Annotated in this window: 10 protein-coding genes; 6 read left to right on the top strand and 4 right to left on the bottom strand. The window is 69.0% G+C overall.

The annotated features are described in order from the left end of the window. The first annotated feature begins 44 nt into the window (after window positions 1-44). Both ASD21_RS20685 and ASD21_RS20680 read left to right on the top strand, forming a co-directional pair. Window positions 45-1754 (top strand): phospholipase D-like domain-containing protein, encoded by a 1710-nt coding sequence (locus ASD21_RS20685; RefSeq protein WP_082554862.1) that lies wholly within the window; start codon window positions 45-47, stop codon window positions 1752-1754. Window positions 1755-1782: 28 nt separating this feature from the next. Beyond that, window positions 1783-2247: a zinc ribbon domain-containing protein gene (locus ASD21_RS20680; protein WP_056445824.1), complete on the top strand. Its 465-nt coding sequence runs from the start codon at window positions 1783-1785 to the stop codon at window positions 2245-2247. A 59-nt stretch (window positions 2248-2306) separates the two neighbouring features. Here ASD21_RS20680 and ASD21_RS20675 read toward each other — a convergent pair whose 3' ends face one another. Further along, a complete protein-coding gene (locus tag ASD21_RS20675) occupies window positions 2307-4103 on the bottom strand; it encodes a vWA domain-containing protein (protein WP_056445821.1) in 1797 nt (598 codons plus the stop codon). Window positions 4104-4322: 219 nt separating this feature from the next. Between ASD21_RS20675 and ASD21_RS20670 the strand changes: the two genes are divergently transcribed. The 3 genes from ASD21_RS20670 to ASD21_RS20660 are packed head-to-tail and all read left to right on the top strand — an operon-like array spanning window position 4323 to window position 7782. Further along, window positions 4323-5834 (top strand): tetratricopeptide repeat protein, encoded by a 1512-nt coding sequence (locus tag ASD21_RS20670; protein ID WP_056445819.1) that lies wholly within the window; start codon window positions 4323-4325, stop codon window positions 5832-5834. Beyond that, window positions 5831-7246: a hypothetical protein gene (locus ASD21_RS20665; protein WP_056445816.1), complete on the top strand. Its 1416-nt coding sequence runs from the start codon at window positions 5831-5833 to the stop codon at window positions 7244-7246. The genes ASD21_RS20670 and ASD21_RS20665 overlap by 4 nt, the downstream gene beginning before the upstream one ends. After that, window positions 7243-7782: a hypothetical protein gene (locus tag ASD21_RS20660; protein ID WP_056445813.1), complete on the top strand. Its 540-nt coding sequence runs from the start codon at window positions 7243-7245 to the stop codon at window positions 7780-7782. The genes ASD21_RS20665 and ASD21_RS20660 overlap by 4 nt, the downstream gene beginning before the upstream one ends. Window positions 7783-8120: 338 nt before the next feature. Here the strand turns inward: ASD21_RS20660 and ASD21_RS20655 are convergent, their stop codons facing one another. Further along, window positions 8121-9593, bottom strand: a complete 1473-nt coding sequence (locus tag ASD21_RS20655) for an amidase (RefSeq protein WP_162250264.1) — start codon at window positions 9591-9593, stop codon at window positions 8121-8123. Between the two features lie 59 nt (window positions 9594-9652). Then, window positions 9653-10438 carry a thioesterase family protein gene (locus ASD21_RS20650; protein ID WP_056445808.1) on the bottom strand — a complete coding sequence of 262 codons (786 nt, stop codon included), beginning with the start codon at window positions 10436-10438 and terminating at the stop codon, window positions 9653-9655. 233 nt (window positions 10439-10671) lie between these two features. Between ASD21_RS20650 and ASD21_RS20645 the strand changes: the two genes are divergently transcribed. Beyond that, window positions 10672-11202 (top strand): AAA family ATPase, encoded by a 531-nt coding sequence (locus ASD21_RS20645; RefSeq protein ID WP_056445803.1) that lies wholly within the window; start codon window positions 10672-10674, stop codon window positions 11200-11202. Between the two features lie 165 nt (window positions 11203-11367). Here the strand turns inward: ASD21_RS20645 and ASD21_RS20640 are convergent, their stop codons facing one another. Continuing rightward, a complete protein-coding gene (locus tag ASD21_RS20640; RefSeq protein WP_056445800.1) occupies window positions 11368-13599 on the bottom strand; it encodes a S9 family peptidase in 2232 nt (743 codons plus the stop codon). Between the last annotated feature and the right edge of the window lie 239 nt (window positions 13600-13838).

Below are 13838 nucleotides of genomic sequence, written 5' to 3'. Positions count from 1 at the left end.
CGGCTCATTCATCCTCCCGCGAAAATCAACGCAAAGGGTGGGCGATGCGCGCGAGAGCTTCGAAGGACGGTCTGACGGTGAGGGTGATCGCGGGGACGCACGCGGCGTTGCTCGCGTTCGACCTGGCGGATGAGCGCCGCGCCGGATGCCTGGGCTTCTCGATCGAGCGGACCGACGTCGGCACGGGCGATCGCCGCTGGCTGCCGAACTCGCTGCGTTTCATGAGCGACCCGAACCCGGAATGGGTGACCACGGCCCGGGCGCCGCTGCAGAAGTTCCGCTGGGGCGACTACACCACCGAGCCCGGACGCCTCTATCGCTACCGGGTGGTGGCTCGCTACGGGACGCCGGCCGAGATCCTGGCCCAGGGGATTCTGGCCGAACGCCCCGGCGGCTTCGACGCCATCCCCGGCGGGGTCACCCTGGAACTGCGCACCGAGGACTGCCGCAACGAGGCGACCTCGATCTTCTTCAATCGCGGGGCCGCGGCCAGCCAGGCCTATGTCAACAAGTTCGGCGACAACGATCCCGACGCCATTCCCGAGGCCCTGACCTGGCTGTCGCGCGGGCTGGAAGAGGGGCTGGTGGCCTTCATCGCCAAGGCGAACGGGCCGGACTACGCCCTGCACGGCTGCATCTACGAATTCGAGAAGCCGACGCCGATCAAGGCGCTGGTGCAGGCCCAGAAGCGCGGCGCCGAGGTGCACATCGTCTATCACGCCCGGGCCGGGGGCAACACCGCCGAGGAGAACAAGGCGGCCATCGCCGACCTGGGCGTCACCTTCGCCACCACGCCTCGCGCCCAGGGCTCGGCGATCATGCACAACAAGTACCTGGTGCTGCTGCGCAAGGACGCGACGGGCGTGCTCAAGCCGATCGCGGTGTGGACCGGCGGCACCAACTGGACCGAGGGCGGCATTTACGGCCAGCTGAACGTCGGCCACGCGGTCTACGACACCGCCGTCGCCGAGCGTTACGAGGCCGGCTTCCAGGTGCTGGCCCTGGACCTGAGCATCGACCAGACCCAGGCCAAGAATGACGTGATCACGCCCACGCCGCTGAACCGCGCGGCGCTGCAGCACGGGGCGACGCCGCTGTTCTCGCCGCAGAACGGGCTGGGGATGATCGAGCTCTACGCCGACGTCTGCAGGACGGCCAAGGTGCTGATGGTCAGCGCCCCCTTCGCCCTGCACGAGAAGATCCGTGACGTGCTGGGGTCTCCGACCGACGGGGCGATGCGGTTCATGCTGGCCGACAAGGAAGGATCATACGGCGCGAAGGGCAATATCGACGCGCTCAACGCCGATCCCGGCAACATGGCCGCCGTCGCCAAGCCCTTCGAGGGGATCAAGCTGACCGACTTCCAGAAGCGCAAGCTCGATCGCGATCGGTTGATGATGGACGAGGGCTTTCACCACGCCGGCATCCACATCCACTCCAAGATCATCCTGGCCGATCCGTTCGGCCCGGATCCCGTGCTGATCACCGGCTCGGCCAACTTCTCGACCAACTCGACGGTGGCCAACGATTCCAACGTACTGGTCTTCCGGGGCGATACGGCGGTGGCCGATGTCTATGTCGCCGACTTCATGCGGATGTTCGAGCACTACTGGTTCCGGTCGCGCAAGGACGAGAAGTTCGAGGCCAACCAGATCTTCGCCCTGAAGGACACCGACGACTGGTCCGAGCGCTACTTCACCCCCGGCACGCGCGACCAGCGCGATCGTCTGGCCTTCCTGGGACTGATCACCTAGCCTTCGGGCTCCCCGGCGTGGAGAGCCCATGAGCCAGACATCCCGGTCGCGCGTGGCGGCCCTGCCGCCCGAGGCCTTCGGCCGTCGGTTGCTGGTCGATTGCCCCGCCTGCGGGGGCAAGGCGGTGATCCATGTCGGCGAGCCCGGCGAGCGGCCTGTCGACGCCGCCGCCCGCCGGCTGGTCTGCGAGGCCTGCGGCCTGACCCGCGACCAGCCGGCGACGCCGATGGGCGTGATCCTGGATCCGTTCATGGGCCGGGCGCCGCGCCTGTGCGCCGAGACGCGGCACGGGTTCCTGGTCGCCTGGAACGAGGACCACCTCGACTATCTGGAACGCTATCTGGCCGGCGGATTGCGCGAAGAGACGCCCGCCCCGGAGGGCGGGGTCCGCAACGCCTCCATCGTCTCGCGCCTGCCGGCCTGGGCCAAGGCGGCCAAGAACCGCGACGAGGTGCTGAAGGCCATCGCCCGGGTCCGGCGCGAAAAGCTCTAGCTTCGGACATCGCGGCGTGACGGGCGCCGAAACCGGCCTCCACGCTCGGCTGTCACGCTCTAGCTGCCCTTCACGTCCTTCGCCGCCCGGGCCAACTGCACGAACTCGGCGCGCAGGCCGTAGGGATCCTCGCCGCGCGCGCCCTGGGCCAGGCCGGTGACGGCGTCCCAGTCGAAGCCGGCGTCGATCCAGGGATCGCCGCGCAGCTTCTGGCCATAGGCGGCCACGGCCACCGCGAAGCGGGTCGACTCCGGCGCGGCGGCCAGGCTCGGACGCACGTCGCCGGCGCCGATCGGGCGTTCGATCAGTTTCGAGGTCGAGCCGCCTGGAGGCTTGTAGCGGATCTTCAGGAAGGCCAGCTCGCTTCCGCCCGCCGCGGGAGGCGGGGTGGCGCCGTAGCGCAGCGGGTCGGACGAGGGCCTGGCCCCGGCGGGGGTGATCTCGTAGATCGCCGTCACCGCCGCGCCCGAACCGACCTCGCCGGCGTCGACCTGGTCGTTGTTGAAGTCCTCGCGATTGAGCAGCCGGGTCTCGTAGCCGATCAGCCGGTATTCGCTGACCTTCGCCGGATTGAACTCGACCTGGATCTTCACGTCGTCGGCGATCGGGAACAGAGCGCTGTCGAAGTCGTCGCGCAGCAGCTTGCGGGCCTCCTGCAGGCTGTCGACATAGGCCGCCGTTCCGTTGCCGTTCTGGGCCAGGGCTTGCATCATCGTGTCATTGTAGTTGCCGCGTCCGAAGCCGTAGACTGACAGATAGACCCCGCTCTTGCGCTGGTCGGCCACCAAGTCCTTCAGGCGCGCCGGCTCGGCGATGCCGACATTGAAGTCGCCGTCGGTCACCAGGATCACCCGGTTGACCGCCTTGGGGTCGAAGTTCTGCTTGGCCAGGTCGTAGGCCAGCTTCAACCCCTGGCCGCCGGCGGTCGAGCCGCCCGAATGCAGCGCCGTCAGGGCGCAGCGCATCTTCAGCTTGGAGCGTCCGTCCGTGGGCGACAGCACCGCCCCGGCCGAACCGGCATAGGCCACCATCGCCACGCGGTCCTGCGGCCGCAACTGGTCGATCAACACGTTCAGCGCCTTCTGGGCCAGCGGCAGGCGGTCGGGACCGGACATCGAGCCGGAGGTGTCGATCAGGAACACCAGGTTCAGCGGCGGCTGGCCGGCGCGCGGCGCGGCGTAGCCCTGGACGCCGATGTGCAGCAGCTGACGGTCCTTGGACCAGGGGGAGGGGACGACGGCCACGGTCGCCTTGAACGGCTCGTCCTTGGCGGTCGGGCGGGCGTAGCCGTAGTCGAAATAGTTGACCAGCTCCTCGACCCGGACCGCGTCACGCGGCGGGGCGGCGCCTTCGTTCAGGAACCGGCGGACATTGGCGTAGGCGGCGGTGTCGACATCGATCGAGAAGGTCGACACCGGCTCCTCGGCCACCCGCTTGATCGGGTTGGCCGCCGCGCCGGGGTATTTCTCGGTGTCGCGGGCCGGCGACGGGAAGTTGGGCCGAACGGACGGGAAGGCGCCGATGTCCGCCGTCGCGCCGCTGTAAGCCATCGGAGCCGGGGGCGGCGGGAGCGGCGGCGGCGGACCCGCGAAGCGTTCCTGGACCGGCGGGATCGGCAGCGGCGGCGGCGCGACGCCGGTCGGGGCGTACTGCGTCAGGGCGCTTCTTTTTCGGGCCTGGGTGGTCGTGAAGCTGTCTTGTCGCTCGGGCGGGGCATAGCCGAGGGCCGCGCAAGCTTCCGGCGTCGCGGCCCCGTCGCCGCGCGAAGGCGAGGCAAGGCTCGGGGCGGTCGTGGAACTGGCGATCAAGAGCGAAAGAGCGGTGGAGCCGAGGACGCGAACGAGACCTGACGCCATGACCTGAAATCCTCCCAGGGTTGCGGATCAAGCCGGCGCGCCCGTTGTGGCGAAAGCTGGGCCATGACTGAAAACCCAGGGATTCGCCTGAGGCGAGAATCCTTCTGTGGGCATCTTCGAGACAGTCTCACGAACGACGTTCCGCGAGCTTGACAGTCTCTACGGCCAAGCACATGAGTGATTTGTAAATCATGGTTAACGGCGTGCTGAGGGGGAGCGATGCACGAGACCAGCAATGCTGTTTCTCATCTCGCCGCCCTCAAGCGTGGGCTGGCCTATCTGGTCGATAATCGCGCGACGCTGCTCCGCCGCCTGCCGGTCGGGGCCGTGGTCGCCGCGGTGGTGATTCCGCTCGTCGGCTGCGACACCGGACCCAGCTTCCTGTTTCACAAGCGCGCCAGCGCCTGTCCCCGGCCCCAGGCCGCGCAGGGGGTTTCCGGCCAGTTCAATCAGCAGCAGCAGGAAATCCGCGGCCTTCGCCAGGGCGGCTTCCGCGGCGACTTCTTCGCTCAGCTCGAGCTGGCCCGTCGCTACGAGGGCCAGCGCGCGGTCGACAAGAATCTCGAGGACCCCGTCGAGGCGGCGGTCTGGTACGCCATGGCCCTGGCCAACGCCGGCGGCTATTCGCCCATCGCCGCCTACGAGCGTCGCGGCGGCAAGGACCAGGGACCGCTGTCGCGATTCGACGATTGCCGGGCCTTCGAACGCCACGCGGCCTACGGCGCCCTGGACCGACTTTTGTCGCGCATGTCGACCGAGGAGCGCGAGAAGGTCCGCAACCGCGTGATCTACATACTTTCCACCCAGGGGGCCGACGGCTACCGGGCCCTGGCGCGCATGCATGACGGCTTCTTCGGCCCGTTCGGCGAGCCGTCCGACAATCTGCAGGCCATCGAGGCCTACGGATCGCCCAAGCGCACCGGCGCGCCGGCCGCGCTGGACCTGTTCCGCCGCAACGACGTCGACGCCTATCTCTACAATTACCTGGCCGTGCAGACCGGGGACGTGTCGGCCTATGTGATGCTCAAGGACTTCGAGCGCTCGTCGCCGCAGCGCGCGTCCTACGGCGGCTTCGTCGAGACCAAGGCCAAGCGCTGGATCCCGCCCTACGAATTCTACCCGCCTGAATCGCCCGACAGCGGCGTTCCGCATTCCGACGAGAGCGATCCGTCGGGCGACGCCAAGGAAGCGGCCCTGGCGCGGCTGAACGAACTGCCGTTCGTGCACATCGGCGAGGCCCTGACCTATCTGCGGGTGATCCCGGCGCCGCTGCTCGACGAGCGCATGCTGAGCACCAACGAAGCCCAGACCTTCCAGTCGATGATCGGCCGTCCGGTCACGGGCCGCCTGTCGGGCATCGAGAAGGTCCGCGCCATCCAGTACGCGGCGGTCAACGGCTCCTCCAAGGCCCAGCTGGTCCTGGCCGTGATGTATTCCGAAGGCGTGGGCGTGCCGCGCGACTATGCCCGGGCCTATCACTGGTACGAGGAGGCCGAGCGCCAGGGGTCGGCCGAGGCCAAGTACGCCATGTCGACCTTCTTCTCGCTGGGCCTGCAGGGCGTGGCGGACCAGGACCGGGCCAAGGCCGTGGTCTACCAGCTGGACGGGGCCCTGGCCGGCTTCAAGCCGTCGGTCTGGCGGCTGCAGCAGCTGCTGTCCCAGGTCTCGCGGCCGCCGCGCGCCGCCGGCGAGCCTCGGCCCCAGCCCTATGCCGAAAGGGATTATCGATGATCCGCCTCCGCACGCTCGTCGCGGCCCTGGCGGTCTGGGGCCTGGCGCTCGGCGTCGCGCCGCAGGTCGCCGTCGCGGGATCGCCCGACGCCAAGATCGACCAGCAGATCCGTCCGTGCTTCGGCCTGCTGCTCGACCCGAACCTGTCGGCCGGCTGCCGGACCAGGCACTATCGCAAGCCCAGGCCGCGCTACGGCACGGGTTATGACTACGGCCGAGGCGGGCGCTATCACGCCGTGGTGGATTGCGGCCGGGCCTATCCGGGCGAGGTCAGCGAGGCGCTGGAACGGCTCCATGAAGGCGGCACCCTGACCCTGCGGTCGCGCGGCGGCCGGGCCTGTGTCGACTCCCTGAACATCACCCGCTCGGTCAACATCGTCGTCGAGGGCTACGTCCCGTCGCGCGACCGGCCGATCCTGGTGGCGCCGGTCGATCAGCCCTGCATCCGGATCGCGCCCGGCGTGGCCTATGTGGTGATCGAGGGCGTGGGCATCGAGGCCACGCGGGCCGGGTCCGCCTCGTGCATCACCGGTCGCGCCACTGAGCTGGCCCTGAAGGACGTGGTGATCCGCTACGACGGCGAAGGTTCGGCCCTGGACCTGAGCGACAGCCGCCTGGAGGTCGCCGACACCACCTTCATCGGCCGCACCCGTCAGGCGGTGGTCAAGGCGACCGGCACGGTCATGGCCGACAATGTCGAGGTCGCCGCCACCGCCATCGGCGCGGCGTTCGAGGCCGGCGACGACAGCCGCATCCGCGACATGCGGGTCATCCGCCTGGGCGACTGGACCGGCTCCAGCCGCAGCCGCAACTCGGCCGGCTTCGTGCTGGCCGGCATGAACCGCTCGCAGCTGGTGCAGATCGAGGGCCTCTATGTCGACGGCTTCTCGCGCGGCATCTATGTCGGCGGGGGCGACGAAACGACCCTGCTGCGGCCCGTGGTCCGGGACAGCGACTGGGCCGTGGTGCTCGAGAACGCCGACCTGCGGGTGCTGGAAGGCAAGCTGGAAGCCACCGACGTCGGCATCTACGCCGGTTCGGGCACGGTCTACGCCTCGGACAACGCCATCGCCGGGGTGATGCGCGCCGGCTTGTTCGCCGACAACGGCGCCAAGGTTCGGGCTCGCGACAACCGGGTCTACGCCAAGCCCGGCGGCTGCGAGGCGCTGATCACCGGTTATTTCGACGGCAAGCTGACCTGTCAGCCGTGGTTCGAGGGGCCAGAGCTGTTCCGCACGCCCCGCGACCGGGCTCGGCAGGACTTCGACGGCTACTGGCCCGCGGCGATCGTCACCGCCGACGTCGCGACGCCGGTCCTGGCCGGCGCCCCCTCGGCCGGCGGCCCGGTCGGTCCCGGTTCGCCGCAGCCCTATGTTCCATCCAATCCTCAGCAAGGGGGATCTCCGCGATGAGCAAGCTCGCCGTCGGCCTGATGGCCGGCCTGATCGCCTCGACCAGCCTGGTCGGCGTCGCCTCGGCCCAGGGCCCGGTCGGATCCGGCCCAGGTCCCGGTCCCGCCAGCCGCCCCATGCCCTGCGGCGCGCCCCTGACCGGCGAGGCGCCCGACGTCATGACCTTCGACCGCGCCACCGGCACTCAGGTGTTCGTGGGCGGCAAGGGGCAGACCGAAGTCAGCGCCTTCAACCGCGACACCGGCTCGTCGGCCGCCCTGCGCGGCGATCTCAGCCGGCCCGGCGTCACCGAGTCCTGCGCCGTCGACAAGCTGTCGGGCGACGCCTACCGCGTCAGCTCGCAGGGGCCCGGCGACATGCAGGTCACCGGCCGCACCGGCGAGACCGGCGAGCGCTGGTCGTTCCGGGCGCCGGACGGTTCGACCCAGTATTGGGACCCGCGCGGCGACAATAACTGCTTCCGCCAAGGCCTGGGCCTTGGGGCGAACGGCGGTCTGGGCTCGGGTCCGCGCGGCGACGGACGCCAGGGATGCTGAGGACGGGGCTGCTTCTCGGCGGCCTGGCCCTGGCGCTTTGCGCCTGCGGGCACCGGTATTATCCGCCGCCGCGCACGCCGCCCGTCCCGGCGCCCGACATCTCGCGCGTGACGCCGCCGCCGCCACCGGTCGATGTGATTCGGCCGAAGGTCTGAGCCTGTTCCAACCCTCTCCCATGGGGAGAGGGAGGGGCCCAAGCGAAGCTTGGGAGGGTGAGGGGGTTCTGAGCCAGACGGCGTGCCGACAGGGCGCTCGCGTAAAAGCGGTGAGGGTGTAACCCCTCACCCTCCCACGCTCTTCGAGCGCGGGTCCCTCCCTCTCCCTCTGGGAGAGGGCGTTTAAGGCGCCACCGTCGACAGGAACTTCGGGTCCTTGCGCTTCATCGTCGCCTGCTCGTAGGCGAAACCCAGGTTCAGCAGCGACGCCTCGCTCCAGGCCGGGCCGATGAAGCTGAGCCCCACCGGCAGGCCGCCGACATCGCCCATCGGCACGGTCAGGTGCGGGTAGCCGGCCACGGCGGGCAGGGTGGTGGACGAGCCGCCGTAATGGTCGCCGTTCAGCGGATCGATGGTCCAGGCCGGCCCCGTCGTGGGGGCGACGATGGCGATCGCGCCGGCGTCCTTGAGGATCTTGTCGATCCCTTCCGGCCCGGCCAGCCGCTTTCCGTCGGCCACGGCCTTGATGTACTCCGGATCGTCATAGCCCTTGGTGGCCTGGGCCTTTTCGAAGCTTTCCTGGCCGAACCATTCCAGCTCCTTGGGCGTGGCCTTGTTGAAGGCGATCAGGTCCTCCAGCGTGCGGGTCTTGACCTTGGCCGGGTCGGTCGAGGCCAGGTAGGCGTTCAGGTCGACCTTCAGCTCGGTATAGAGCACCACGCCCTCGGCCTTGCCGATCGGGCCCTCGTCGAAATCCTTGACCTCGACCAGGGTCGCGCCCTGGGTCTTGAGATCCTTCAGCGCCTGTTCGAACACCGCGTCCGTGCCGGGCGAATAGCCGGTGTAGAAGCGGGCGACGGCCAGGGTCACGCCCTTCAGGGCGTTCTTGTCCAGGCCCTTGGCGTAGTCGGTCTTGCGGGCGTCGGCCTCCTTGGTCGCCGGGTCCGCCGGATCGGAGCCGGCGATGGCGGTCAGGATCAGGGCCGCGTCGGTGACCGTGCGGGTCATCGGGCCGGCGGTGTCCTGGCTGTGGCTGATCGGCACGATGTGGGTGCGCGACACCAGGCCGACGGTGGGCTTGAGGCCGACCAGGCCGTTGATCGCGGCGGGACAGGTGATCGAGCCGTCGGTCTCGGTGCCGATCGCCGCCGGGGCCAGGCCCGCCGCCACCGCCGCGCCCGAGCCGCTGGACGAGCCGCAGGCGCTGCGATCCAGCACATAGGGGTTGCGCACCGTGCCGCCCACCGCGCTCCAACCGCTGATCGAATGGCTGGAGCGGATGTTGGCCCATTCCGACAGATTGGTCTTGCCCAGGATCACCATGCCGGCGTCGGTCAGCCGCTTGACCAGCGGCGCGTCGCGGCCCGTGACATTGTCCTTCAGCGCCAGGGAGCCGGCGGTGGTGGCCGGGTCGTCGGCGCTTTCGATATTGTCCTTCAGCAGGATCGGCACGCCGTGCAGTGGTCCCCGGACCTTGCCGGCCTTGCGCTCGGCGTCCAGCGCCCGGGCGTCGGCCAGGGCGTGGGGGTTCAGGGCGATGACGGCGTGGAGCTGGTCATTCTTGGCCTTGATCGCGGTCAGCGACGCTTGAGTCGCCGCGACGGCGGAGGTCTTGGCCTCCTGGGCGTTCGTCGAGGTCGCGAGCAACGCGGCCATCGCGCCGCCGATCAGCAAGGTCTTCCGGATCACGTTTCACCCCCGAACATGCGTGGCCCTCAGATGAACACCGCCACGTTCTGGCGCGCAACGATCAACGGCGTTCCGGCCCCGTTCCAGAGCGTCATGTCTTGGGTCGAATAGCCTTCGCCGATGGTTTCCGCCCGGCTGCGCAGCAGGCGCCAGCCGTCATCATGCACGTCGGGCAAGCCTACGATGTCGAGGGCCCAGGTCATGGTCGAGATTGGGCCGAAGCTGGGGAACAGGGTCATGGCGGGCGGCGGCGGCGTGTCGGCCAGGGCGACCAGGGCCGACAGCGAGCGGGCGGCCGGATCGCGGTGGCGGATCCACAGCAGATATTCCGGAGCCCGGCCCGACAGCGGCCGCGCGCCGCCGGCCATCCGCACCTCGAACTGGCCCACGAAGCTGGGGCCGCCGCGCTCGCCCGGGAAGAACGGCTCGCAGGCCTCGGGCCGGGCGACGACCGGGCAGGGGACTTCGCCATAGGCCACCGCCGACGTCCGCGCCGCGCCGAAGGTCAGCACCCCGTGGGTGGCCACGCCCTGCTCGCCCACGAGATCGACGGCGACAAACAGGGTCGACTTGCCCTGGCGCAGCGGCTTGACCTGGATCGACAGCTCGCCCGCCGCCGGCCCGACGAAGGCGAACTGGGCCGAGCGCAGGGGCGGGGCGTCGGGAAAGGTCCGCAGGGCCGCCTCGACGCACAGCGCCGCGCTGAGCCCGCCATAGGTGGTGCGGCCCTGGCGCCAGTCGTCGGTGACGTGGGCGGTGAAGCCGGCGTCGGTGGCGGTCATGGCGGAGAGTAGGTCGGTGTAGGCGGTCACGCTGGGACTTTCGGTTGTTTCGTATGCGAAGGTTCGTCTTCTTTCGCTACGGAAGTCAAATGAGGAGCTTCGTGCGGCGAACACTTGCCCCCTACGGACCGCTTCGCGGTCGCCTTCCCCCACAGGGGGAAGAGGAGTCGGCGCGAACCTCCGCCCCCTATGGGGGCGGACAGACCGCGAAGCGGTCAGGTGGGGGCAAGTGGGTGTGATCTCACGTTAAATCGGAGGCCAACATGAATCGTTTCGTCGTGATCTCCGGCTGCTCGGGCGGGGGCAAATCCACCTTGCTGGCCGCACTCGCGCAACGCGGCCATGCCGTGATCGAGGAGCCCGGCCGGCGGATCGTGCGGGAGGAACTGGCGGGCGGCGGCGCGGCCTTGCCGTGGGTGGATGCGGAGGCCTTCGCGCGGCGGGCGGTCGCCATGGCCCTGGCGGACCGGACCACGGCCGAGGGGCTGGACGGCTGGGTGTTCTTCGACCGGGGCCTCGTCGACGCGGCGGCGGCCCTGGCGCAGGCGACCGGCGAGGCGGTGCTGGAGCCGCTGGGCCGCGCCTATCGCTTTCATGAGCGGGTGTTCCTGACCCCGCCGTGGCCGGAGATCTACGTCAACGACCTCGAGCGACCCCACGACTTCGAGGCGGCGCGGGCCGAATACGAGCGGTTGCTGGAGGTCTACGAGCGGTTGGGCTACGCGGTCTCGATCCTGCCGAAGATCGATGTGGCCGCGCGGGCTGGGTTCGTGCTTGAGGCCTTGGAAATCTAGGGCGGACCGGCACGCATGCGGAAGCGAAAACCTCGTCCCCCAGGTTGTTTTGGCGACAAGCTCAGGATGAGGTTTTCTGCCGCCACGGCCCGTACAATAGTCCTCATCCTGAGCTTGTCGAAGGACGAGGACTACGCACGGCGTTGAATGCTGACGCCAGCGAGCCTACTGGCCCTTCAGCTGGCGATCGAAGAACTCCAGGTGCGTCTTCAGCACATGTAGGCCCTTGGTCTTGCTGCCGGGCGCGCTGTGGCGTTCGCCCGGATAGAGCATCATCTCGAACGGAATGGCGTTCTTCTGCAGGGCCGCGATCAGACGGGTGCTGTTTTCGAAGATGACGTTGTCGTCGGCCATGCCGTGCAGCAGCAGCAGGCTGTTCGGCTTGAGGGCCTTGAGGCGATTGACCACGTCCGAATTGGCGTAGCCGTCCTTGTTCTCGTCCGGCTTGCCCATGAACTGCTCGGTGTAGTGCGTATCGTAGAGGCCCCACTCCGTGGGCGGAGCGCCCGCGGCCCCGGCCTTGAACGGGGTGTCGGGGGCGGTCATCAGCATCAGGGTCATGAACCCGCCGTACGACCAGCCCATCACGCCCAGCTTCTCGGGATCGACATAGGGCAGGCCGGCCAGGAACTTGGCGCCGGCCAGCTGGTCCTCGACCTCGACCGTGCCCATGCGGCGGTCCAGGGCGCGCTTGAACTTGGCCGAGCGGTTGGTGCTGCCGCGATTGTCCAGCTTGAAGATGACGTAGCCGTCCTCGAGATACGGACGCTCGCCGACCTTCTGCCAGGACCGGCTGACGGTCTGGGCGTGCGGGCCGCCATAGACCGAGACGATGGCCGGATACTTCTTGGCCGGATCGAAGCCGATCGGCTTGAGGATCTCGTAGTGCAGGACCTCGCCGTCGGCGGCCTTCAGCGTGCCGTACTCGGGAACGGGCAGGGTGGCGGCGTAGGGCCAGTAGGGGTGACCCTCGGCCAGCTTGTTCTCCTCGATCCAGCGCACGCGCTTGCCGGTCGCGTCATAGAGCGCGGTCTGGGGCGGGGTCTTGGGATCGCTGTAGCCGGCGGTGAAGGCGCCGCCGGTCTCGGCGACCTTGGCGGTCCACCAGCCGCCGGCCGGGGTCAGGGCCTTGGGCTTGCCGGGTTTGGCATAGGAGACCTCGTAGATCCGGCGCTCCAGCGGGGTGTCGATCGAGGCCGAGAAGATCGCGACCTTGCGGGCCTCATCGACGCCTTCCAGATCGGCGACGGGCCAGTCGCCCTGGGTGACCTGGGCGATCAGCTTGCCGCTGGCGGCGTAGTGGTAGAGGTGCTTGCAGCCCGACTTCTCGGACGACCACAGGAAGCTGCCGTCCTTGAGCGGATGGAAGTCGTCGGAAAGCTCGATCCAGTGGGCGTCGGTGTCGGTGACGATCGTCTTGCCCTTCACCATCGGGTTGGGGCCCTTGGCCGGGTCGTAGGCGATCAGCTCGACGGTCTTCTGGTCGCGGGTCTGGCGCTGGACGTACAGGGTCTTGCCGTCGGCCGACCAGTCGACGCGGGCGACATAGATGTCCTTGTTGGGTCCGAGGTCGATCTGGACGACCTTGCCGGTGGCCAGGTCCTGGACGAACAGGTCGACCACGGCGTTGGGGCGGCCGGCGCGCGGATAGCGCTGCTCGACCACCGTGGCGCCGCCTGGACCGATGTCGGCCCGGGGGACGACGTCGACGGTGGTTTCATCGACGCGGGTATAGGCGATGCTGGTTTCGTTGGGGTTCCACCAATAGCCGGTGAAGCGGTCCATTTCCTCCTGGGCGACGAACTCGGCCGTGCCGAACGACAGGGCGTCCTTGCCCTCGGTGGTCAGGGCCTTCTCGGCCCCGCCCGCCAGCGGTTTGATGTAGAGGTTCTGGTCGCGGACGTAGGAGACGAAGCCGCCCTTGGGCGAGACCTTAGCGTCGACCTCGTCGCCCGGGGTCTGGGTGACGCGGGTGACCTTGCCGTCGGCGACGCTGTCCAGATAGAGGTCGCCGTCCAGCGGCACCAGGATGAAGCGGCCTTCCTCGTCCCAGCTGTATTCGACGATGCCGCGGGCCGAGACGCGGGCCCGTTCGCGGCGGGCCTTCTCGGCCTCCGACAGCTCCTTGGCGCCGGCCGACAGGGCCGCCGAGTCGATCAGGCGATAGGGCTCGCCGCCCTTGACGTCGGCCGCCCACAGATCCTGGACGTTGGCCGCCTCGGCCTTGCCCTTCAGATAGGTGACGCGCTTGCCGTCGGGCGACAGGGCCACGCCCTTGGCGGTGGGACCGTTCAGGGCCGGGTCGGCGAAGATCCGCTCCGGGGTCAGTTTTTCCGCCATCACGGGCGAGGTCAGGGCGAGGCAGGCCGCGATGGCCAGGAGCGAGGGTCTGATCATGGCGCGGGACGCTATGGGGAAGCGCGACTGTTGTCAGCAGGGAAAGTTAGATCCTCCCCCCACGGGGGAGGTGTCGGCGAAGCCGACGGAGGGGGAGTTTGCGTAAGGTGGGTCTGCTTCCCCCACCGGCGCCTTCGCGCCGCCTCCCCTACGGGGGGAGGACCTACTCCACATGAACGTGCCGTAATCCTTATCCCGCGTCCGTGATCCGATGTGATCGCCCCATGATTGCGTTGCGC

The sequence above is a fragment of the Caulobacter sp. Root1455 genome, from assembly GCF_001426905.1.
Taxonomy (GTDB): domain Bacteria; phylum Pseudomonadota; class Alphaproteobacteria; order Caulobacterales; family Caulobacteraceae; genus Caulobacter.
The sequence above is the reverse complement of the archived record's forward strand: the minus strand, read 5'-3'. Positions and strand labels throughout refer to the sequence as shown.